This window comes from Methylobacterium nonmethylotrophicum (genome assembly GCF_004745635.1).
GTDB classification, from domain to species: domain Bacteria; phylum Pseudomonadota; class Alphaproteobacteria; order Rhizobiales; family Beijerinckiaceae; genus Methylobacterium; species Methylobacterium nonmethylotrophicum.
In genome coordinates this window covers 1-20,691 of the sequence record NZ_SRLB01000030.1, presented here as the reverse complement: position 1 = coordinate 20,691, position 20,691 = coordinate 1, and the positions used below count along the sequence as shown (strand labels likewise).

19 protein-coding genes are annotated in these 20,691 nt (G+C 70.3%); 9 read left to right on the top strand and 10 right to left on the bottom strand.

What is annotated here, in order from left to right:
* Positions 1–39 precede the first annotated feature (39 nt).
* On the bottom strand, positions 40–1,074 hold the full coding sequence (locus tag EU555_RS28320) for an aromatic ring-hydroxylating oxygenase subunit alpha (RefSeq protein ID WP_135418729.1): 1,035 nt from the start codon (positions 1,072–1,074) through the stop codon (positions 40–42).
* Between the two features lie 263 nt (positions 1,075–1,337).
* Here EU555_RS28320 and EU555_RS28315 point away from each other — a divergent pair, with 263 nt between their 5' ends.
* Entirely contained in the window at positions 1,338–1,748 is a 411-nt protein-coding gene (locus EU555_RS28315) for a DUF3597 domain-containing protein (RefSeq protein ID WP_135418728.1), read from the top strand.
* Positions 1,749–1,799: 51 nt separating this feature from the next.
* Here the strand turns inward: EU555_RS28315 and EU555_RS28310 are convergent, their stop codons facing one another.
* The 3 genes from EU555_RS28310 to EU555_RS28300 all read right to left on the bottom strand — a co-directional run bounded on the left by EU555_RS28310 (position 1,800) and on the right by EU555_RS28300 (position 3,853).
* Complete coding sequence (locus EU555_RS28310; protein WP_167858680.1) at positions 1,800–2,276, bottom strand: hypothetical protein; 477 nt, start codon at positions 2,274–2,276, stop codon at positions 1,800–1,802.
* 105 nt (positions 2,277–2,381) lie between these two features.
* Positions 2,382–3,491, bottom strand: a complete 1,110-nt coding sequence (locus tag EU555_RS28305; RefSeq protein WP_167858679.1) for a polyamine ABC transporter substrate-binding protein — start codon at positions 3,489–3,491, stop codon at positions 2,382–2,384.
* A gap of 2 nt (positions 3,492–3,493) precedes the next feature.
* On the bottom strand, positions 3,494–3,853 hold the full coding sequence (locus EU555_RS28300; RefSeq protein WP_135418726.1) for a RidA family protein: 360 nt from the start codon (positions 3,851–3,853) through the stop codon (positions 3,494–3,496).
* 184 nt (positions 3,854–4,037) lie between these two features.
* Between EU555_RS28300 and EU555_RS28295 the strand changes: the two genes are divergently transcribed.
* Positions 4,038–4,310: a GlsB/YeaQ/YmgE family stress response membrane protein gene (locus tag EU555_RS28295; RefSeq protein WP_135418725.1), complete on the top strand. Its 273-nt coding sequence runs from the start codon at positions 4,038–4,040 to the stop codon at positions 4,308–4,310.
* Positions 4,311–4,454: 144 nt separating this feature from the next.
* Here the strand turns inward: EU555_RS28295 and EU555_RS28290 are convergent, their stop codons facing one another.
* Together EU555_RS28290 and EU555_RS28285 are read right to left on the bottom strand one after the other, a co-directional pair.
* Positions 4,455–4,697, bottom strand: a complete 243-nt coding sequence (locus EU555_RS28290) for a YgaP-like transmembrane domain (RefSeq protein WP_135418724.1) — start codon at positions 4,695–4,697, stop codon at positions 4,455–4,457.
* A 90-nt stretch (positions 4,698–4,787) separates the two neighbouring features.
* The gene (locus EU555_RS28285) at positions 4,788–5,420 is read right to left on the bottom strand and encodes a glutathione S-transferase family protein (RefSeq protein WP_135418723.1); all 633 of its coding nucleotides are present in this window, start codon (positions 5,418–5,420) and stop codon (positions 4,788–4,790) included.
* Positions 5,421–5,640: 220 nt separating this feature from the next.
* On the opposite strand from EU555_RS28285, the gene EU555_RS28280 reads away from it, so the two are divergent.
* Positions 5,641–6,417: an SDR family oxidoreductase gene (locus tag EU555_RS28280; protein WP_135418722.1), complete on the top strand. Its 777-nt coding sequence runs from the start codon at positions 5,641–5,643 to the stop codon at positions 6,415–6,417.
* A gap of 50 nt (positions 6,418–6,467) precedes the next feature.
* Here EU555_RS28280 and EU555_RS28275 read toward each other — a convergent pair whose 3' ends face one another.
* The 4 genes from EU555_RS28275 to EU555_RS28260 all read right to left on the bottom strand — a co-directional run bounded on the left by EU555_RS28275 (position 6,468) and on the right by EU555_RS28260 (position 12,333).
* A complete protein-coding gene (locus EU555_RS28275) occupies positions 6,468–8,078 on the bottom strand; it encodes a porin (protein ID WP_135418721.1) in 1,611 nt (536 codons plus the stop codon).
* Between the two features lie 409 nt (positions 8,079–8,487).
* A complete protein-coding gene (locus tag EU555_RS28270) occupies positions 8,488–9,552 on the bottom strand; it encodes an ABC transporter ATP-binding protein (protein ID WP_135418720.1) in 1,065 nt (354 codons plus the stop codon).
* The gene (locus EU555_RS28265; protein ID WP_135418719.1) at positions 9,545–11,215 is read right to left on the bottom strand and encodes an ABC transporter permease; all 1,671 of its coding nucleotides are present in this window, start codon (positions 11,213–11,215) and stop codon (positions 9,545–9,547) included. Before EU555_RS28265 ends, EU555_RS28270 begins: the two co-directional genes overlap by 8 nt.
* Before the next feature lie 23 nt (positions 11,216–11,238).
* The gene (locus EU555_RS28260) at positions 11,239–12,333 is read right to left on the bottom strand and encodes an ABC transporter substrate-binding protein (protein WP_135418718.1); all 1,095 of its coding nucleotides are present in this window, start codon (positions 12,331–12,333) and stop codon (positions 11,239–11,241) included.
* 232 nt (positions 12,334–12,565) lie between these two features.
* Here EU555_RS28260 and EU555_RS28255 point away from each other — a divergent pair, with 232 nt between their 5' ends.
* The 6 genes from EU555_RS28255 to EU555_RS28230 all read left to right on the top strand — a co-directional run bounded on the left by EU555_RS28255 (position 12,566) and on the right by EU555_RS28230 (position 20,137).
* Entirely contained in the window at positions 12,566–13,249 is a 684-nt protein-coding gene (locus EU555_RS28255; RefSeq protein ID WP_135418717.1) for a response regulator, read from the top strand.
* Positions 13,246–14,667, top strand: a complete 1,422-nt coding sequence (locus tag EU555_RS28250) for a sensor histidine kinase (protein WP_205821014.1) — start codon at positions 13,246–13,248, stop codon at positions 14,665–14,667. Before EU555_RS28255 ends, EU555_RS28250 begins: the two co-directional genes overlap by 4 nt.
* An 80-nt stretch (positions 14,668–14,747) precedes the next feature.
* A complete protein-coding gene (locus EU555_RS28245; RefSeq protein ID WP_167858678.1) occupies positions 14,748–15,725 on the top strand; it encodes a right-handed parallel beta-helix repeat-containing protein in 978 nt (325 codons plus the stop codon).
* A 177-nt stretch (positions 15,726–15,902) separates the two neighbouring features.
* Positions 15,903–16,619 carry a DsbA family oxidoreductase gene (locus EU555_RS28240; RefSeq protein ID WP_245524540.1) on the top strand — a complete coding sequence of 239 codons (717 nt, stop codon included), beginning with the start codon at positions 15,903–15,905 and terminating at the stop codon, positions 16,617–16,619.
* A gap of 853 nt (positions 16,620–17,472) precedes the next feature.
* Positions 17,473–18,471 carry a cytochrome-c peroxidase gene (locus EU555_RS28235; RefSeq protein WP_245524539.1) on the top strand — a complete coding sequence of 333 codons (999 nt, stop codon included), beginning with the start codon at positions 17,473–17,475 and terminating at the stop codon, positions 18,469–18,471.
* A gap of 10 nt (positions 18,472–18,481) precedes the next feature.
* Positions 18,482–20,137: a methyl-accepting chemotaxis protein gene (locus EU555_RS28230; protein WP_135418714.1), complete on the top strand. Its 1,656-nt coding sequence runs from the start codon at positions 18,482–18,484 to the stop codon at positions 20,135–20,137.
* Positions 20,138–20,691 lie beyond the last annotated feature (554 nt).

The following is a 20,691-nucleotide window of genomic DNA, read 5'->3' as shown; positions in this document are numbered from 1 at the left end:
GCGCCTTGACGGCGACCGGGAGCAGTAGTTTCAGCCGCTTCAGCTCCGCCAGCGCAGCTCCCGCGGCTCGAGAGGATTGACGAAGGCGGCTCCGGCCTCGCGGGCGCGCAGGAACTCGCGCTTGAGGCTGAAGTACCATTGCGACTGCACGTCGCTCTCGCCCATCAGCACCATCGCGGGCTTGCGGTCGAGGCCGCGCTGGGCGACCTGGAGCACGTCCCGGTCCTGGCCCAGGAACTGGCGCATCAGCGGCCGGGCGAGGGGCTTGAGCAAATTGAGGCCTGAGATGTTCCAGTACATCGCGTTGATGAGCGCGGTGCGCCCGTTCGCCAGCGGCGACGCGAAGGTGTAGTTGGCCAGGCGCTTCTCGCCTGCGGTGATGCGCTCGAGCCGCACGCCCGGCAGCCGGAACTCGATCTCGACCTCGGGGATCGAGCCGAGCAGGCGGTAGGCCAGCGAGGCGGTCTTCGCCGTGTGGCTCGTCATGGTGAAGCCGAAGGGCGAGGGGGCGAAGTGCTTCACCTTCTCCTTCATGGTCTTCGACGGGCGCCACCACCACGAATCGTGCACGTAGGCGACGTGGGCCGGATCGACGAAGCTCAACGCCACAAGGTCGAACGAGGCCTCGACCTCCAGGATCTCGACCAGCTGGCCGCTATAGGCGAAATCGACCTCCGGGATCGGCGGCGCCGCCTCGGGGTTCTGGCCCGCATTCACCCAGATCAGGCCGGATTTCTCCTCGACCGCGAAGCGGGCGAGGCGCACCGAGGCGAAGTTGGCGTCGTCCCGGCGGGCGAGCGCCGGGATCGCCGCGCAGACGCCGTCGGGCCGGAACTGCCAGCCGTGGAACGGGCAGACGAGGTTGCCGTCGACGATCCGGCCGGCCGAGAGCGCCATGCCGCGATGCGGGCAGCGGTCGCGCAGCGCGAACAGCGCCCCCGACTCCTCGCGCCCGACCACCACGGCCTCCTCGCCGAGGCTCACCGCGCGCATCCCGCCGGGCCGGACGCTGCGGCTCTCGCCGACGCAGTACCAGACGTCGTCGAGCGCCCGGCGGATCGGATCCCCTGTCATGCCTGTCCCACGCGCATCCCCGGGCCCCGGCCCTGCGGCCCGCCCGAGGTCCTTCTTCCGCCACGTCCCTTATCCCATCCTGCGGGCGCGTGAAGCGCCCGGATGGTCGCGCACCGATGGCAGCAGCACGTGTTTGCGAGGAACGGCGAGCGGGGCCGTTCGTTACCATGCCGGCGCTGCCGCAGGGCGAGCGCACCCTATATCCGCCCTCGGCCGCCTGCGCGGCGGCCCCTGACCCAGAGCCCCACACGGAGGATGATACGATGAGCCTGCTCGGGACGATCGTCGGCAAGATCCTGCACCCCTTCGGCGGCGGCGAGGCCCAGGCGCAGACGCCGGGCGAGACGACGCAGACCGGCACGGCCCCGGCCGGGGCCTCGCCCGCGGGCGGCGGCGCGGTGCCGAAGGTTGACGGCAAGGTGGACGTCGAGGCGGTGCTCAACGACCTCGCCGCCAAGGCCGGCCAGCCGCTGAACTGGCGCACCTCGATCGTCGACCTGATGAAGCTGCTCCACCTCGACAGCAGCCTGTCGGCCCGCAAGGAGCTGGCCAAGGAGCTGCACTACAGCGGCGACACCGACGATTCCGCCACCATGAACGTCTGGCTGCACAAGCAGGTCATCAAGAAGCTCGAGGAGAACGGCGGCAAGGTGCCGGACGACCTCAAGGACTGAGGCCCGGCGCGAGCTCCGCACTGAACGGCCCGCTCCCGGAGAGCGGGCTCCTCAGGGCCAGCTCTTTCCGGGCCGGCCCCGATCGGAGAGGTGCCGGGCCTCGCTCATCAGGCGCCGCGCATCCGCCACGGCGTCGTCGAGCCCGGCGCGGGCCCGCCGGACCTGCGCGGCGAGCCCCTGCGCCTCATCCCGCAGCCGCTCCGCGTCGGCGCGGCTCTGGACCACCGCCAGGACGATCTCGTCCAGCTGCTCGCAGATCTCGTCGAGGCTCCGGTCGCGCGCGAGGGTGGGCAGGCGCACCACCGGCACCCGGGGCCAGGCCGCCCGCAGCCGCGCCGCGATCTCGGGCAGGTCCGGCGAGGCGGACAGGTCCGCGCTCACCAGCGCCAGGTCGACCACCGGCAGCCCGATTCCCGGGGCGGTGAGGGCCGGGCTCAGCTCGGGTCCCACGGCGTCGATGACGCCGTAACCCTTGGCCGCGAGCTGTCCGGCGAGGGGCGTCACCGCCTCTCGCGCGGTCCGGAGCATCAGCAGGACGGGTTCGCAGGGATCGCCCATGCACCGTAAGTAGCACGGACGGCCCTGCTTCTGTACCGTTCGTTTGGCCTAAGCGTGGCCGCGAGCAGGGCGCGGTCAGCGCCCGGTGCGCACCCGGGTCCAGAGCCGGGTCACCACCCGCTGGGTCCGGTCGTCGTAGGCGGTGTTGGTGAACAGCCGGCGGAAGGTGGCCTCGTCCGGGTAGATGCCCGGATCCGAGAGGATCTCGGGCTTCACCAGGGCCTTGGCCGCGAGGTTGCCGCTCGCGTAAGCCACGAAGTTGGTGTTGGCCGCCGCCACCTCGGGGCGCATCATGAAGTCGATGAAGGCGTGGGCCTCCGCGGCATGGGCGGCGTCCTTCGGGATCGCGAAGGCGTCGAACCACATCAGGGCGCCCTGCTGCGGGATGATGTAGGCGATGTCGACGTCGTTCTTGGCCTCGCGGGCGCGCCGGCGCGCCTGCAGCACGTCGCCCGAATAGCCGACCGACAGGCAGACGTCGCCGTTGGCGAGCTGGTTGATGTATTCCGAGGAATGGAACTTCTGCACCGCGCCGCGGATGCGGAACAGCGCCTCGCCGGCCTTGTCGAGGTCGTCGGTACGGCGCGAATCGGGCTTCAAGCCCAGGGCCTGGAGCACGCTCGGAACGATGTCCTCGGGCGAGTCCAGCATCGTGACGCCGCAATCCTTGAGCTTGGCGATCAGCTCCGGGCGCAGGACGATGTCCCAGGTGTTGAGCGGCTGGTTCGCCCCGAGGCGCTCGCGGACCAGCGCGGTGTTCACCCCGATGCCGGTGGTGCCCCACATGTAGTCGACGGCGTAGACGTTGCCGGGGTCGTAGGTGGCGAGCCGTGCCGTCACCTCGGGCCAGGCGTGCCTGAGGTTCGGCAGCTTCGCCTTGTCGAGGGGCTGGAAGGCCCCCGCCTTGATCAGGCGCTGCAGGAACGGGCCGGACGGCACCACGATGTCGTAGCCCGAGCGGCCGGCGAGCAGCTTGGTCTCGACGATCTCGTTGGTGTCGTAGGTGTCGTACACGACCTTGATGCCGGTCTCGCGCGTGAACGCGTCGAGCATCTTGGGGTCGATATAATCCGACCAGTTGTAGATGTTGACGACCCGCTCCGGCGCGGCCAGGGCCGCGGGCGCCGCCGCGAGAGCGAGGAGAGAGGCAGCCGCCCGCAGGACACCGCGCCGGAGGAGCCGCATCCTCAGGCCCCGGTCGCGGCGATGATCGAGATCTCGACCCGGTATTGCGGGCCGGCGAGCTTCGCCTCGACGGTGGCGCGGGCCGGGGCATGGCCGGCCGCGACCCAACCGTCCCAGGCCCGGTTCATCTCCGCGAAGGTCGACATGTCGGCGAGGTAGATCGTGGCCGAGAGGAGCCGGGTCTTGTCGCTGCCGACGCTCGCCAGCAGCGCGTCGATCTGGCCCAGGATGTCCTTGGTCTGCGCCTCGACGCCCTCGTTGTTCGAGACCTGGTCCGCGACCTGGCCGGCCAGGTAGACGGTGCCGTTATGAACCACCGCCTGGCTCATCCGGGTGCCGGTCTCGAAACGCGTGATGGTCATCGGGAACTCCTCGAGGCTCTGGAACGGCGCTCCGGCGCCTTGTGCCGCCGAACCGCGCCCGGCGTAAAGGGCCTCCCGCCGCGGGGAACGCGCGAAGCGGAGCGTGAAGGCCGAACCCCGGCGCAACCACCGGCACAGGCTGCGCGTTTGTCACCCATCGAAGCGGAGCCGAAGGGCAGCACCCATGCTTGCGATCCTGTGGACCATCATCATCGGCTTCGTCGCCGGTGTCATCGCGAAGTTCATCATGCCCGGCTCGGCGAACGAGCCGAGCGGCTTCATCATGACCACGCTTCTCGGCATCGTCGGCGCCTTCGTGGCGACGTTCCTGGGACAGGTCACCGGCTGGTACCCGCCGAACGAGGGCGCGGGCCTGATCGCCTCGGTCATCGGCGCGGTGATCGTGCTGGCGATCTTCGGCTTCATCCAGGGCCGCCGCCGCAGCACGGTCCTCTGACACGCCTCCGGGCCGGCGGGCTCCCGCCGGCTCCCCCCACGGATTGAGGAAAGGCCCGCACCGGCATCCCGGTGCGGGCCTTTCTTCATCGTGGATGGGGCGCCTGCGGGAGCCGGGGCGCCGCGCGGGCGCCCCGGGCTCTCGTCAGATCCGCACCGGCGCGTGGGAGCCGCCGTTCATGAGCGACTTGGCGGCGCAGTGGCCGGTGGCGCCGCGGATCGCCAGGAGCGAGCCGGCGACCAGGGCCGCGAGGCTCAGGAACTTGTTCGGGCGCGGCTGCGCCGCCGCGGCGGCGAGGCCGAGGCCGAGCACGACCGAGATGGTCCGCTCCTTGGTGGTCAGGTTGCGCTCGCCGCCGAACACGTCGTGGATGAGGTCGTTGGCCATGGGATCTCCGTCAGGTCTCGTCGCGGGCGTTTCCGCTGCGTCGCGGTGCGAACGCGGCCGGGCGCCGGACGTTCCCTCCGCATCCCGCCCTCAGCCCTTCTGCGTCTCGGCGATGATCCGGTCGTCGATCTGCCGCGCCCGCACGGCCGCCGGGCGGCCGGCGAGGCGTGCAACGTAGGCCTCGTAGGCGGGCCGCCGTTCGATCGAGCCGAACTGCATCCCCCACATCAGGTGCGAGCCGAGGTAGAGGTCGGCGGCCGAGAAGCGCCCGCCGGCGAGATACTCGGATTTCGCGACGGCGTCCTCGAGGGCGTCGAGGACCTCGGCCAGGCTGCCGTAGCCGACCATGCCGCGCCGTTCCTCCGGCACGGCGACGCCGAGGGCCGCGTTGGTCACTGCCGCCTCGACCGGTCCGGCGGCGAAGAACAGCCAGCGGTAATAGGCGCCGCGCGCGGGGCTCTCCGGCGCCGGGGCGAGACCGGCCTGCGGGTAGGCGTCGGCCAGGTAGGCGCAGATCGCCGCCGTCTCGGTCACGGTGACGCCGCGATGGCGCAGGGCCGGCACCTTCGCCAGAGGGTTGATCGCCCGGTAGGCCGCATCCCGCATCGCTGCGCCGTAGCCGAGGATCTCGGTGCGGTAGGTCGCCCCGACCTCCTCCAGCATCCAGCGGACGATGCGCCCGCGGGACATCGGGTGGGTGTAGAAGACGAGTTCGTCGCTCATGCGCTGCCTCCCGGGCGGGCGAATCACCGGCGCCCGCGCGAGATCCTGAAGCAGGGGCGGGGCGGAGCGGGAAGACGGCGGGGCTCCGGATCGCCCTCCAGACCCCGCATCCCGCCACGGCGGAACGGGACTCCTTGACAACCAGATCAACAGACGATTCCGGGCTGCGGCGTGACGCGAGACAGCCTCGGCGCGCAGGACCAATAGGGGAGGGACCACGATGAAGCTCGGACTCGACGGCAAGGTCGTGCTGATCACCGGCGGCTCGAAGGGGATCGGCCTTGCCTGCGCCCGCGCCTTCCTGGAGGAGGGCGCGAAGGTCGGGATCGTCTCGCGCTCGCAGGCCAATCTCGACCGCGCCCGCGCCGCGCTCGGCGCGGTGGCGGGCTACGCCGCCGACCTCGTCGACCCGGGTCAGGCGCTCGCCGCCCTCGACGCGCTGGAGGCCGAGCTTGGGCCCACCGACGTGCTGGTGAACAGCGCGGGCGCCGCGCGGCGGGTCCCGCCCGCCGACCTCACGCCCGAGCGCTGGCGCGCCGCCTTCGACGCCAAGCTCTTCACCTACGTCAACGTGTTCGATCCGGCGGTGAAGCGGATGGCGGCGCGCGGAACCGGCGTGATCGTCAACGTCATCGGCAATGGCGGCAAGGTGGCGGCCCCCACCCACATCGCCGGCGGGGCCGCCAACGCCGCCCTGATGCTGGCGACGGCGGGCCTCGCCCAGGCCTATGCGGGGCAGGGCGTCCGGGTCGTCGGCGTGAGTCCCGGCCTGACCCGGACGGACCGGGTGGCCGAGGGCATGCAGGCCGAGGCGGCCCTGCAGGGCATCGCGGTCGCCGAGGCGCAGGCCCTGGCGGAGGCCGGAATCCCGCTCGGGCGCATGGCCGAGCCGGAGGAGATCGCCGCGGCGGTCGTGTTCCTGGCCTCCGCGAGGGCGAGCTACGTCACCGGCGTGAACCTCACGATGGACGGCGCGAAGGTCGCGGTCGTGGTCTGACCGGGGACCGGCGCGTCGAGGTCGCGCCGGTCCCCGCATCCGCGATCGGTTCAGAAGTCCCGCTGGATGCGCGCGCGCACCTGGACCGCGTCGACGCTGGAGGTCGTGAAGACCGGGTTCGCCAAGTTGTTCACGTAGGCGGCGGTCTGGTTCGGGTAGCGGCTGAGGTCGAGCACGCGCCCATTCTGCACGCCGTAGCGGGTGTACATCGCCTCCGCGCCGATATCGAGGTCGCGGACCGGCGACCAGATCAGGCTGCCGCCGACCACGAAGCGGTAGCTGTCGCGCAGGGTCTGGCTCAGGGCGTAGAAGCGCGTCCCGGGCGTGCCCGGGCCGGTGCCGGTCACGCCGAAATAGGCCCCTTGGGCGGCGCGGGCGCCCTGGGCGAACTTGACCTCGCCGTAGGAGCCGAACACCGCCGAGCGCAGTTCCGGCGTCCAGTAGTGCAGCAGCGAGGCCACCGCCGAGAAGCTGGTCGAGAGCTCGAGCCGGTTGGTGAAGGGGTTGAGCGTCGCGTCGCTGAAGAACTGGCTGAAGGCCGAGCCCTGGATCGACGAGGCGCTGGCGCTGTAGGAACCCATGTAGGAGGTCACGCCGGTATACAGGCTGGCGCCCTCGCCGTACGCGCCCTGCAGGTACAGGGCGTCGCCTTTGGCCAGGAAGGGCAGGTTGACCTTCACGCCGCCCTGGACCGCCCAGCCGTACTCCGTCGGGGTCCGGGCGAGGGTGCGCCGGTTCGCGTCGCTGAGGGCGACCCCGAGATTCGTTCCCGTGAAGTTGCCCGGGACCGCGTTGCCGGTATTGATGTCGTGCACGGCGGCCGAGACCTGGGCCGAGCCCCAGCCCCCGTCGTAGCGCAGGACGCCGACGAAATCCGGCATCCGGGAGCGCTGGATCACGTCGGTGAAGCCGACGCCGGTCGGCACCCCGGCCGCGCTGTAGCCGAGGAAGATCGGCGCGAGCGCGGTCGAGGCCGGAAAGCCGGCCGTGCTCGTCGCCGCGAAGGTCGGGGTCTTGCGGAAGATCGGATCCTCGACCGAGATCGTGGCCGAGAAGCCCTGCCCGAGGGTCGCCGTGTAGGCGGCGAGGTTCGTCGAGGCGACGTCCGAGCTCATCGTGGCGGCGATGTACTCGAAGTCGTGGGCGTAGAAGTCGTAGAACGAGGCCGCGCGACCGGCGGTGAGGCCGGCGAACTGGATGAAGGCCTTGTCGACGTTCACGAATTGCTGGGCGCGGCCGAACGTGTCGACGCCGAGCGCCGGGAAGGCCTGGGCGATGCGGTTCTGCGTGCCCGAATGCATCGTCGGGATGCCGGTGCGGGAGGCGAGCTCGAAGCGCACGAAGGCGCGCAGCGTGCCGTAGGCGGTCTGCGTGCGGGCGTCGAGGTTGAGGCGGCCGATCGACCGGTAGCCGCTGTAGTCGCCGGTGGTGCCGGAGCGGGTATAGGCGCCCTGATAGCCGTACTCGAACCGGGCGCGGCCGGAGACGCGCAGGCAGGTATCGGTGCCGGGGATGAAGAAGAAGCCGGCCCCGTAGGCCGAGCACACCCGGACGTACTCGACCGGCGCGGCCTTCTTGGCCGGCAGATCGGCGGCGCGCGCCGCCGGCGCGACGGCCAGCCCGGCCGCGGATGCGAGCAGGATCCCCTTGATGATCGTCATGAATGGCCCCCTTGGCGGCCGGTCGTCCGGCGTTCTTCGCGTCTCGTCCCGATCGGTGCGGCATCCCGAACGCCCGCCTCGGCACCGCCGCGCGGCGGTCCGGGAGTCACGTCGGATGACGATGAGAGGAATTTAGTCTCTGTGTTCTGTCGATCAGGAACGTTACGTAACTACAGCAATCGTGTCTGAACCGCAATCTTTGTTGCTGGTTCTTTCAGAAAAGTGACGCAGGTGTATCGCGGGATCGTGCAGAAATACAACAGTGATGGATGGCCTTCCCCGGACGCCTTGGCGGCGCGCGACCTCGTCACGCGGCACGGCGCGCCGCGTTCCGGTTCAGGACTTGCGTCTTCTTGCGTGAGGTCCGCGCGACCGCCCCCTGGGGCCGGCCGCGGGGATGGCTGCCGCGTCAGAACACCCAGAGCCGCTCCGGCGGGCATTCGAGCCAGTGCCGCCCCGGACCGGTCCGCCGGTCGGAGACGAGGCGGATGGTCTGGTCGCCGCAGCGGAAGAGGTGCTCGAACTGGTTGCCCAGATAGATCGAGGTCTCGTACTCGGCCGGCACGCGGTTCTCGCCGGCGCCGTCGACGATGCGCACCGCCTCGATGCGGATCACGCCCTTGGCCGCCTCGCCGGCCTTCGCGCCGGCGCTGCCGGCCCGGTCGACGCCCCAGAGGGGCTGGCCGCCGAGCTCGACGAGGGCCCTCCCGTCCCGGCGCTCGCGCAGGGTCACCGACAGGGTGTTGTTGGTGCCCATGAACTCCGAGGCGAACAGGGTCTCGGGCCGCTCGTAGAGGTCCTCCGGCGTGCCCGACTGGACGAGGCGGCCGCCGTCGAGGAGCACGACCTGATCGGCGATGGCGAGCGCCTCGGCCTGGTCGTGGGTGACGAACACCGCCGTGATGCCGCGCCGCTTGATCAGCGCCCGGATCCAGATCCGGGCCTCCTCGCGCAGCTTGGCGTCGAGGTTCGACAGGGGCTCGTCGAGGAGGATCACCGGCGGCTCGTAGACGAGGGCGCGGGCGATGGCGACGCGCTGCTGCTGGCCGCCCGAGAGCTGGGAGGGGTAGCGCTCGGCGAGCGCGCCGAGGCCGACGCCGTCCAGCGCCGCCTGGACCTTCGGCAGCAGCTCCGCCTTCGGCTGGCCGCGCAGGCGCAAGCCATAGGCGACGTTCTCGAACACCGTCTTATGCGGCCAGAGCGCGTAGGACTGGAACACGAAGCCGAGGTCGCGCTTCTCGGGCGGCAGGTTCACGCCGCTTCCTGCGTCGTAGACCGGGCGCCCGTCGATGCGGATCGCCCCGCGATAGGGCTCCTCCAGGCCGGCGATCGAGCGCAGGAGCGTGGTCTTGCCGCTGCCCGAGCGCCCCAGCAGGCACACCACGGAGCCCTCCTCGAATTGCGCGTCGATGCCCTTGAGGATCTCGACGGTGCCGTAGCGGAGGTGGAGGTCGTCGATCGTGAGCTTAGGCATGACGCTTGTTCCCGAGGGCGTACATCAGCCCGAGGCCGAGCAGGATGAGGGCGAGGTTGACGGTGGAGAGGGCGGTGACGAGGTCGACGGCGCCGGTGCCCCAGAGCGAGACCAGGAGCGAGCCGATGACCTCGGTGCCGGGGCTGAGCAGGTAGACGCCGGTCGAGTACTCGCGGATGAAGGTCACGAAGATCAGCACCCAGGAGCCGATCAGGCCGGCCTTGATCAGCGGCAGCGTGACGTCGCGGCTGACCTGGGCGGGGCGGGCCCCGACGACCCGCCCGGCCTCCTCCAGCTCCGGGCCGATCTGGAGCAGCGAGGCGCTCACCAGGCGCATGCCGTAGGCGAGCCAGACCAGGGTGTAGGCGAGCCACAGGCTGAACAGGGTCTGGCGCAGGGGCTGCAGTGCCGGGGTGAACAGGAACACCCAGAACATCGCGAGACCGGCGATCAGGCCCGGCATGGCGCGCGGCACCAGCACCAGGTAGTCCATCAGGCTGGTCCAGCGCGAGCGCCAGCGGTGGAGAGCGAGGTTGACGAGGGCGTAGAAGGCCACCGACAGCGCGCCGCCAACCGAGGCGATGAGCAGGGTGTTGACGATGCCGCGCACCAGGTTCGGGTAGTGCATCAGCTCGCGGAAGTGGTTGAGCGTCAGGTTCGGCCAGATCGCGACGCCCTCGCCCCAGGTGGAGAGGAACGAGCGCAGCACGAGCGCGGTGACCGGGATCACCACCGTGACGCCGAGCCAGGCGACGATGAGCGCCGCGGCCGGCCAGCGCCAGGCGCCGATGGCGAGCGGCTTCTGGGCGCTCGCCTTGCCCTTGACCGCGACGTAGCGGTTGGCGGCGGCCAGCAGCTTGCGCTGGGTGTAGACCAGCGGCAGCGTCACGAAGATGATCGACACCACCACCACCGCCATCAGGTCGTAGGACGGGGTGCCGAGCTTGTTCGTGAGCTTGTAGAGGTAGGTGGCGAGCACCAGGATCCGCTCGGGGTCGCCGAGGACCAGCGGCAGGCCGAACAGCTCGAAGCCGAGGAAGAACACCAGCACCGTCGCGTAGAGGATGCTCGGCATGATCATCGGCAGGCTGACCGTGAGCGCCACCCGCAACGGGCCGGCGCCGGAGGAGCGCGCCGCCTCCTCGACGTCGGAGCCGAGCGAGCGCAGGGCCGACGAGGCGTAGAGGAAGACGTGGGGCACGTGGGTAAGCCCCGCGATGAGGATGAGCGCGGTCTTCGAGTACAGGTACCAGGGGATGGTGCCGACGAGGCCCTTCACCCAGACGCTGACGATGCCGACGGGGCCCAGCGCCACGACGAAGCCGAAGGCCAGCACCACCGAGGACACGAACATCGGCACGAGCACCAGCGGCTCGATGAAGCGGCGCCCCGGCAGGTCGGTGCGGACCAGCAGGAACGCCATGATGCAGCCGAGCGGCACCGCGATCAGGGTCATCCCCGTCGCGATGATCGCCGAGTTGACGAAGGCCTCGCGAAAGTCGTCCTCCTCGAACAGGACGAACTCGTAGGCCTGCAGGGTGAGCGTGCTCGACGGCTGGAAGAACGGGCCGCTGAGGAAGCTCTGATAGATCACCAGGCCCACGGGGCCGAGGATCATCAGCGTGGTCGCGAGAATGATCGCGATGCGGAACGGCTTGGACATCGGCGTTTCAGTTCAACGGTGTCTCAGTTCGTCGCGGCGAGCGTCTTCTGCCACTGCTTGATGAAGCGCAGCCGGGTGATCTGGTCGAGCTGGGTCAGGAGCTCGGGCCCGACGCGGATCGGCCGCAGCGTGACGTCGCGGGCGCCCGGCAGGCTGGTGATGCCGTGCGTGTCCTGCAGGTCGGTGCGCACCGAGGTCATCGACTTCTTGGCGAGCTCGACCTGGGCCGCCTTCGACAGCATGAAGTCGAGGAAGAGCTTGGCCGCATTCGGGTTCTTGGCCTTGGCCGACACGAAGGCGATGCGCGACATCACCAGCGTGTAGTCCTTCGGCAGGACGTAGCCGAGGGTCGGGTCCTTGCGGTTGCGCTGCAGGACGTAGGAGCCGATCATGTTGTAGGCGAGCGTGTGCTCGCCCGAGACCACGCGCTCCATCATCGCGCCGGTCGAGGTGTAGAACTTGGCTCCCGCCTGGCCCATCGCCTTGACGGTCTCCCAGGTCGCCGGGGCGCTGACCTGCACGTCCTGCGTGACGTAGAGGAATCCGACGCCGGAGCGCTCGGGGTCGTAGGAGGTGACCTTGCCCTTGTAGGCGTCCTTCTTCTGGGAGAGGAGCTTGGCGAAGGCGGCGTGATCGCGCGGCACCTCGGCCTCGGGCACGAGGCGGTTGTTGTAGGCGAAGACGATCGGCTCGGCGGTGGTGCCGTAGGCCTGGTCCTTCCACTTCGCCCAGTCCGGCAGCGCGCCCTTCTCCGGCGAGGCGTAGGTCATGGCGTAGCCGTCGTTGACCAGCTTGATCTGGAGGTCCATCGCCGAGGACCAGATGAAGTCGGCGGTCGATCCCGCGGCCGCCTCGGCGACGTAGCGGCTGTAGAGCTCGGTCGAGTTCTGGTCGGCGTACTCGACCTTCAGCTTCGGGTAGAGCGCCCGGAACTGGGTGAGAAGGTCGGACACCTCGGAGGCATCGGCGGTGGCGTAGATCGAGAGCGCGCCCTCCTTGTGGGCGGCGTCGATGACCTCGCTGTAGGAGGCCGGATACCCTGCGGGAACGGCCTGCGCGAGGGCGGCGGGAGCGCCCATGATCATCAGGGCGAGCGTGGCGGTGATCCGCGTCTTCATGCGATCCTCCCATCGGTGCGGCGTGTCTGGTCGCGCACTCATCGACAGGACGTTAACCGCGCGAGCTTGCATCATCCTGACAAGGGCGGGGCCGTGTGCGGGAAATCGGCCGGGCCGCCGCGCAGGCGCCCGGGCAGGGTCGCAACCGGTTCCTGCCGCACGGGAAAACTGGTCTAAAACGGGGAGGCGACGCGACTGGCCGGAACGGGCCGGCGCCGGGAGGGAACGAGCGATGCGGATCCTGATCGTCGAGGACGACGAGGCCCTGGCCCGCGGCATCGTCGCCTCGCTGCGGCTCAGCGGCTTTGCGGTCGACCACGAGGCGGGCGCGGCCGGGGTGCTGCCGCTCCTGCGCCAGGAGGCCTATGCGGGGGTGCTGCTCGATCTCGGCCTGCCGGACGGGTCGGGCCTCTCGGTCCTGCGCGAGATCCGGCGCGCCGGCCTGACGGTGCCGGTGATGATCCTGACGGCGCGGGCGAGCGTCGACGATCGGGTCGCCGGCCTCGACCTCGGCGCCGACGACTACTTGCCTAAGCCCTTCGATCCGGCGGAGCTGGAGGCGCGGGTGCGCGCCCTGGTGCGGCGCGGCCGCGGCCAGCCCGATCCGATCGTGACCTGCGGCGACCTCGTGCTCGACCGCGCCGGACGGGTGGCGAGCCTCGCCGGCCGCGTCCTGCCCCTGCGCAAGCGCGAGCTGGCGATCCTCGAGTCGCTCATCACCCGGGTCGGCCGCGTGGTGTCGAAGGAGCGCCTGGTCTCCGAGGTGTTCGGCTTCGACGAGGAGATCTCCCCGAATGCGATCGAGGTCTACGTCGCGCGCCTGCGCCGCCAGCTCGGGCCCACGGGCCCCAGGATCGTGACCATGCGCGGCCTCGGCTACCTGATGGAGCCGGGTGGGGCCGAGGAGGGCCGGTGAGGGCGCCGGGCCGGTCGTCGCGCGCCCGTCCCCGGTCGCTGCGCGTCCGCGTCGCCACGTACCTGATGGTGCCGATGGCGGCGCTCGCCGTGCTGCTCGGGATCGGCGGGACCTGGTTCGTTAGCGCCTTCGCGACCAGCGCCTACGACCGGGGGCTCGCCGGCGCGATCCTGACCATCGCCGAGCGCCTGTCGGTGCAGGAGGGTCAGGTCGTCCTCGACATGCCGTCGGCGGCCTTCGGCATGCTGTCGAACACCCAGCGCGACAACATCTACTACAGCGTCACCGACGACCGGACCTTCGTCACCGGCTACGCGGACCTGCCGCTGCCGGAACGGATGCCTCCCCCCGAGACGTTGGTCTACCGCGACGCCGTCTTCCGCGGCGAGCGCGTGCGCATCGGCGCGATGCTGCGGCCGATCTACATCACGCGGCACAGCGCTTTGGTGCAGGTCGCCGAGACGACCCACGACCGGGACCGGCTCGCCCGGCACATGCTCCTCGCCCTCACGGCCCTCGGCGCGACGCTCGCCGGGATCGGCAGCCTGCTGATCTGGTTCGCGGTGCGGATGGGCCTGTCGCCCCTCGACGACCTGCGCCGGGAGATCGAGCACCGCTTCCACGGCGCCGGCGCGGTGCCGGCCGTGCCGGTCGCCGGGGTGCCGCGGGAGGCCCTGCCGCTCGTCGAGGCCCTGAACGAGCTCCTCGCCCAGCTCAACCACGCGATGACGGTCCTGCGCCGCTTCACCGCGGACGCCTCACACCAGCTGCGCACCCCGGTGGCGATCCTCAAGACGCATCTGCGGCTCCTCGACCGGCAGCCGCCGGAGAGCGACGGCTGGCGCTCCTCGCGCGCCGACCTCGACGGGGCGGTCGACCGCCTCGACCGGCTCATCGCCCAGCTCCTCACCCTGGTGCTGGAGGAGGGCGGGGCGCGCCGGGGCGGGGCCGCCCCGACCGACGTCGCCGCGATCGCCCGCGATGCCGCCCTCGCTCTCGTGCCCATCGCGCGGGCGCGCCGCGTCGCCCTGTCCTTCGACGGCCCCGAGGCGCCGGTCACCGTCCTGGCCGAGCCGTTCCTGATCGAGGAGGCCTTGCGCAACCTGATCGACAACGCGATCCGCTACAACCGCCCGGGCGGGACCGTCCGGGTCTCGGTTCTGAGCGGTGCCGACGCACCCTGCGCCATCGACGTCGAGGATGACGGGCCCGGGATCCCGGAGGCGCAGCGCGAGCTCGTGTTCGAGCGGTTCCACCGCCTCGAGCGCCCGGGCGATCCCTCCGGCAGCGGCCTCGGGCTGTCCATCGTGCAGGCCTTCGTGGCGCGCCTGGGCGGGACCGTCACGCTCCACGCCGGGGCGCAGGGCCGCGGCCTGCGGGCCCGGGTCAGCCTTCCGTCGGAACCAGGACCGGCCTGACGTCCGGGCCGGCGCGCGCCCGTATCCCGATGCTCCAATTCGTCCCGAAATCGGCGCGATCGCGGGCGATTCCGATCGCGATGCCCGTGCTGCCGCTGCCCCCCGATCCGCCCGCCCTCGTGCACCGCACCGCCGCGCCCTGCGACGCGGTTTTTCGGGCGCGCCTGCTCGCCCCGCCCGTCTCGGTCGAGGACGAGACCGTCTCGCTCACCTGCTCCCTGCGCCTGTCGCGGAGCGACCGGGTCCTCAAGCGCCTGGTGATCGAGGGATCGGCGGCCTCCGGCCTCACCCTCGATTGCGACGGCGCCAGCCTCGGCGAGCCGGGGGAGCCGGCCCATCTCGGCGCCTACACGATCGCGATCCGCTCACGCCCGCCGGCCCGCCCGGGCGAGGCCTGGGACCGCCCCTCCGGCATCCGCATCCGCGACTGCACGGTGTTCGGCCATATCCGGATCTGGGGCATGGGCGAGAACGGGCAGGGGCCGCTCTTGCGCGACTCCTCGCGCAGCCTCGGCCATACCGAGCGGGCGCAGGCCGCCGCCCCGACCGACGTCACGATCACCGGCACGACGATCACCGCCGCCGGGCCGATCCCGCTCTATCTCGGGCCCGGCGTCACGCGGGTCACCCTGCAGGGCTCGCGCCTCGCCGGCCGCTCGGTCTCGACGGCGCTCTATCTCGATGCCGAGAGCGCCGAGAACCGCATCGAGAACAACGAGTTCGTCACCGAGACGGAGCGCGAGGCCGTCGCGGTCGACGGCTCGGCGCGCAACCGCATCACCGGCAACCGCTTCACGCTCCGCGGCCAGGGCGGGGTGCGGCTCTACCGCAATTGCGGCGAGGGCGGCACCGTCCGCCACCAGACGCCCTCCGACAACGTCATCACCGGCAACGTCTTTCGTACCAGCGGCTTCTTTCCGGCCGCCGCGATCGTGGTGAATTCCCGCAACGGCTGGCGGCTCACCTGCGGGGAGGATGCGGGCTACCCGTTCGGGAGCAGCCTCGACAATTCCGACGGCGGGACCGGCAACGTCGTGACGCCCAACACCGTCGAGTGACGCCGCCCCGCCCGGCTCAGACGACGTCCCGCACGCCTGTCCGGGCTCCCCGGCCTCCCGGTCGTGCTCAGCCGGTGCGCTTGCCGCTCGACCGCTCTTCGGGCGGAGCACCGCGGCCAAGTGCGTAGCACCCGACCCTCCCGAGCCGCTCAGCGACTCTCCCGGCGCATCCAGGGCATGCTCCGGATCCTGCCCGAGCAGGGCTGGCGTTCAGGACTGCGATCGGCCAGGACTGCGATCGGCCGTGCCATGGATCATCAGGAGGGCGCCATGCCGCTGACCATCTCCGTGTTCTCCGACGTGATCTGCCCGTGGTGCTACGTCGGCAAGCGCCGGCTCGAACGCGCCCTCGACCAGCTCGGGCAGCGCGAGAGCACCACGATCGAATGGCTGCCTTTCGAGCTGAACCCCGGCATGCCGGCCGACGGCATGGAGCGCGCGCTCTACCGCGCCCGCAAGTTCGGGGCGGAGCGCAGTGCGCAGCTCGACGCGCAGATGGCCGAGCTCGGACGACAGGAGGGCATCGGCTTCGCGTTCGAGCGGATGACGCGCACGCCGAGCACCCGGCGCGCCCACATGCTGATCGCGGCAGCAGGGCAGCACGGACGGGCCGACCCGGTCGTGGACGCCCTGTTCCGCGCCTATTTCGAGGAAGGCCGGAATGTCGGCGATCCGGATGTTCTGCGGGAGATCGGTGTCGCGGCAGGGCTCGACCGAGACGTCGTCGACGACGCGCTCGGCGACGAACAGCTCAGCCAGCGCGTCGAGGCCGTCGAGCGGCAGGCCGCCGAGATGCAGATCGCGGGGGTGCCGTTCTTCATCGTCGACCGCCGGTGGGCGGTCTCGGGCGCGCAGCCGACAGAGCAGTGGCTCGCGGCCCTCAGGGCGGCATAGAGCATGAGGCGGCGTGTCTCCTGGTGTGGTTGCAGCTTCGGCGCTCCAGCCAAAATCCTCGGTTCCATGAGCCACAAGGGGCTGGCGTCCGGCTGAATTCAGCCCTGGCCTCGATGTCGCCCGTGCGAGGGTCAAGCTGCCGCTGATAAAAGCGATCGGCGTTGCCGCTTGGCGAGCCGCCGGCTTTCATCGTTGGGCAGGAGCTGACGATGAATTATAAGCTCTTCGTGAGGCGCCTGAATTTTGTAATCTGTTCATGATCCTCGGATTCATCGGAGGCCGTGCGTGGGATGCGGCGTCAAGATCGACGTCTGGGGTGATCGCGCCTGCTCCACGCGGCCCGAGATTGCCGCTTGCGCCGCGACGGGCCGCCGTCTGCCGGCACCCCTCGTCACCCTCACCCGGCACTCCCGGCAGGGATCGACCGGGCGACCTCGGAGGATCGTAGAACGCGAAGTTCAGGGAGCCCGCGCCGAGAAGCCCGGTCCCGATAACTCGGCGGCTGCAACTGGCGACAGGCGGGCGGCTTTCTCCTCGTCGAGCCGTGAGGGCTCGATGCGCCTCTCTCAAGCGCGGCTTCGCTGGGCTCCTGCCTCGTCCACACGGCAACAGAGCGTGCGCAGGCCTGGATGTTGCGCGTAGCGCTTCAGCTGCAATCGCAGATGACAATCTTCCTATCAATACAACCATGATGATCGGCTTGCTGATCGGTGTTTTACCGTAACAAGCACGAGTTTTACCTATGTTAATTCAGATAAAAAAACAGATTAACCGTTCTTAAAGAACCATGACGGCAATTCTTATCAAAATCATATGAGGGGGATCGTGCTTGATGAGAGCTTCAAGATTGCTGATGGCTGCCGCAACGTTCATCGCGATGCTTGCAAGCCCGTCTCATCCTGGCGCGGCTGATGCGGAACTCGATGCACTGAAGCAGCGATTTCGCCGCCCCGAGACGATCCCCTTCCCCGAGAAGTCCCCCTACTCGCCGCAGCTCGCGACCCTCGGCAAGATGTTGTTCTTCGATCCCCGCCTCAGCGGGGCGCAGAACCTCAGCTGCGCGAGCTGCCACAACCCGTCCTTCGGCTACGAGGTGCCGGTCAAGGGCGCGATCGGCGCCGCCAACACCCCGCTCGCCCGCAAGGCTCCGACCGTGCTCAACGCGGCCTGGACCGCACCCCTGTTCTGGGACGGGCGGGCGAAGACCCTGGAAGAGCAGGCCGCTGGACCGCTCACTGCCGACGTCGAGATGAACGCGCAGTTCCCGGAGATCGTCGCCCGGCTCAAGGAGATCCCGGAATACCGGACGTGGTTCGACCGCCTGTTTCCGGACCGGGGCGTGACGAAGGCCAACCTGCTCACCGCGATCGCCACCTACGAGCGCACGGTCGTGACCGGCTGGGCGCCCTTCGACCGCTGGGTGGAAGGGGATGCGCAGGCGATCTCGGTCTCCGCCATCAACGGCTTCCGGCTGTTCAACGGCAAGGCCGGTTGCGCCGGTTGCCATACCGGCTGGAACTTCACCGACAACAAGTTCCATGACATCGGCATCTCCACCGACGATGTCGGCCGGGGAAAGCTGGAGCCGAACAACCCGCTCGCGCGCCATGCCTTCAAGACGCCGGGCTTGAGAAATCTGACCTACCGGGCGCCATTCGGCCACAAGGGGCAGTTCGCCGATCTCGAATCCATTGTGGCCTTCTACGAGACAGGCGGTGTGGAGCGCCCGTCGCGGTCGCCGCTGATGCGTCCCCTCTCGCTCAGTGCCAGCGAGCGCGCCGACCTTCTCGCCTTCCTGCGGTCGCTGACCGCCGAGAAGACCGAGACCGCGCTGCCGAACCTGCCGAACTGAGGACGCCGCCATGTCGATCCGGATCAAGATCCTCCTGCCGCTCCTCGGTTTTCTCGCGCTCGCCGCGTGCGTCGTGGGCCTCGTTGGCAGCCGCAGCCTCTCGGCGAATGCCGACCTCGCCGATCTGTCCGGGAAGGCTCTCGCTGCCAACGCGGCGAGCCGCGGCGCCCGAGAGGCCTTCGCGCAGGCCGAGAGCTTGCTCGCTCAGGTGCTGGCCATGACGGGCTTCGTCGAGCCGGAGGCCGTCGAGACGCGCTTCGGCCAGCATACCACCACGCTTGCGGGCGAACTGGACCGCCTCAAGGCGGCATCCCTCTCGCCCGAGATGACCGACCTCGCGCGCCATGCCTCGGGCGTGTTCAGCCGTTGGCGGTCCGACGCGGCGGTGCTCCTGGGCCTCCAGCCGGCACGCGAGATCCCGACCGCCGAGCTGATGAGCCGCCACAGTATCCTGCTTCGCGGGCTGCTGGAGAAGGCTGTCGCATCAGCCGAGGCAGACGCGCGGGCACGCATCGCGGCATCCGACGCAACGCTGCGATCTGAGCTCGCCCTCGTCCTTGGGCTCGCGGGCCTCGCGGCGCTCGCGGGGGCGGCGGGCGCGGTGTGGGTCGCCGGCAATCTCTCCCGGCCACTCGTTCGCCTCGTGGCCGACGCCGAGCGCCTCGCAGCGGGTGACGTGAGCGTGCACTTCGTCGGGCTTGAGCGCAGCGACGAGATCGGCGGCGTGGCCCGCGCCATCGCGGGCTTCCGCGACGGCGTGGTCGAGCGCGCGCACCTCGCCACCCAGGCCGGCACCGAGCAGGAAGCACAGCTCGACCGATCGCGCCGCATCGAGGAGCATGTCCGCCGCTTCCAGGCTGCCGTCCAGAGCGCGCTCGGGCAGGTGGACCAGCGCATCACAGGAATGTCCGGTTCCGCCGACGTTCTGATTGGCGTTGTCGCCGATACCCAGGGCCAGGTGAAAAGCGCAGCCGGCGCCTCCGAGCAGACCCGCCGCAACGTCGAGGACGTCGCGGCCTCCGCGGGCGAGCTGAACCGCTCGATCCGCGGCATCGCCGGGCGTCTGCAGCAGACCTCGGACCGCGTGGCACAGACCACCGCCCAGGCTCAGACCACGAGCGAGACGGTGGCGGGCCTGGCCGAGGCGGCGCAGCGCATCGGCGACGTGATCGGGCTGATTCAGCAGATCGCCGCGCAGACGAACCTCCTGGCCCTGAACGCCACCATCGAGGCGGCGCGCGCGGGCGCAGCGGGGCGGGGCTTCGCCGTCGTCGCCTCGGAGGTCAAGGCGCTCGCGGACCAGACCGCGAAGGCCACCGACGAGATCGTTCGGCAGGTCGGCGGGATCCAGAGCGCGACCGGCGGCACGGTGCAGGCCATCGAGGCGATCCGATCGGCGATGGAGGATCTGAACGGACTCGCCGCCGAGATCACCCAGGCGATTCGCCAGCAGGAGCTGGAGACGGCGAGCATCAGCCGGAACGCCGAGCACGCGACCTCCCTCACGAGTCAAGTAGGGGCGAGCGTGGGCGCGGCGAGCGGCGCCATGCAACGGACGGTCGAGGCGATCGACGACGTGCGCCGCTCGGCTGACGACGTGACCGCGGAGACCGGGCGCCTGCGTCACGCGGTGCAGGAGTTCGTCGCCAGCGTGTCAGCGGCCTGAGAAGCCTTTTGGCTCCGCGACGAGCAGCAGGCCTGCCTCGGTGACCTGATGCCGAGGGCCTCGTGCGGCCCTCTGCGGCAGGCGTGGCACACCAGCGGCACGCGGCGCTAGCCGCGCCGCACGCCGTCCGCATCCGGGGCACAAAGCCTACCCGCCACCGCTTGCCCCCCTCTGCCCCCCGTGCACGCGACACGATACGACCGTGTGACCTTCGCCCTTTGAGCCTCCGCCCGGATCCCCTTGCGCGGACTGGCGATCCCATACCCCGTTGCGCTCCGCCCTGAGCCGCGCTGCAGAGGCTCCGCGGTCAGCACCCGTAGCTCATCTGGATAGAGCGTTGCCCTCCGAAGGTGGAGGACGAGTAGAGCCGGTGCTAGATCGACCTCCTGATCCATGAATGACTTAGCGCTTCGCGGGCTCTGCTTGAGCTCTTTGGAGTCTGTCCGCGGCACAAATGGGCCGCATCGGGCCGGGGAGTGGTCAGCCCCCAGCGGAGTGGTCCGGCCTGAAGTATGGCTTTGAGCCGACGGAGGACGGACGTGATGGGAACGAAG

Coding starts and splice junctions, on each gene's coding strand:
- EU555_RS28320 (WP_135418729.1), bottom strand. CDS start 1,074: ATGACAGGGGATCCGATCCGCCGGGCGCTCGACGACGTCTGGTACTGC.
- EU555_RS28315 (WP_135418728.1), top strand. CDS start 1,338: ATGAGCCTGCTCGGGACGATCGTCGGCAAGATCCTGCACCCCTTCGGC.
- EU555_RS28310 (WP_167858680.1), bottom strand. CDS start 2,276: ATGCTCCGGACCGCGCGAGAGGCGGTGACGCCCCTCGCCGGACAGCTC.
- EU555_RS28305 (WP_167858679.1), bottom strand. CDS start 3,491: ATGCGGCTCCTCCGGCGCGGTGTCCTGCGGGCGGCTGCCTCTCTCCTC.
- EU555_RS28300 (WP_135418726.1), bottom strand. CDS start 3,853: ATGACCATCACGCGTTTCGAGACCGGCACCCGGATGAGCCAGGCGGTG.
- EU555_RS28295 (WP_135418725.1), top strand. CDS start 4,038: ATGCTTGCGATCCTGTGGACCATCATCATCGGCTTCGTCGCCGGTGTC.
- EU555_RS28290 (WP_135418724.1), bottom strand. CDS start 4,697: ATGGCCAACGACCTCATCCACGACGTGTTCGGCGGCGAGCGCAACCTG.
- EU555_RS28285 (WP_135418723.1), bottom strand. CDS start 5,420: ATGAGCGACGAACTCGTCTTCTACACCCACCCGATGTCCCGCGGGCGC.
- EU555_RS28280 (WP_135418722.1), top strand. CDS start 5,641: ATGAAGCTCGGACTCGACGGCAAGGTCGTGCTGATCACCGGCGGCTCG.
- EU555_RS28275 (WP_135418721.1), bottom strand. CDS start 8,078: ATGACGATCATCAAGGGGATCCTGCTCGCATCCGCGGCCGGGCTGGCC.
- EU555_RS28270 (WP_135418720.1), bottom strand. CDS start 9,552: ATGCCTAAGCTCACGATCGACGACCTCCACCTCCGCTACGGCACCGTC.
- EU555_RS28265 (WP_135418719.1), bottom strand. CDS start 11,215: ATGTCCAAGCCGTTCCGCATCGCGATCATTCTCGCGACCACGCTGATG.
- EU555_RS28260 (WP_135418718.1), bottom strand. CDS start 12,333: ATGAAGACGCGGATCACCGCCACGCTCGCCCTGATGATCATGGGCGCT.
- EU555_RS28255 (WP_135418717.1), top strand. CDS start 12,566: ATGCGGATCCTGATCGTCGAGGACGACGAGGCCCTGGCCCGCGGCATC.
- EU555_RS28245 (WP_167858678.1), top strand. CDS start 14,748: ATGCCCGTGCTGCCGCTGCCCCCCGATCCGCCCGCCCTCGTGCACCGC.
- EU555_RS28240 (WP_245524540.1), top strand. CDS start 15,903: ATGCTCCGGATCCTGCCCGAGCAGGGCTGGCGTTCAGGACTGCGATCG.
- EU555_RS28235 (WP_245524539.1), top strand. CDS start 17,473: ATGGCTGCCGCAACGTTCATCGCGATGCTTGCAAGCCCGTCTCATCCT.
- EU555_RS28230 (WP_135418714.1), top strand. CDS start 18,482: ATGTCGATCCGGATCAAGATCCTCCTGCCGCTCCTCGGTTTTCTCGCG.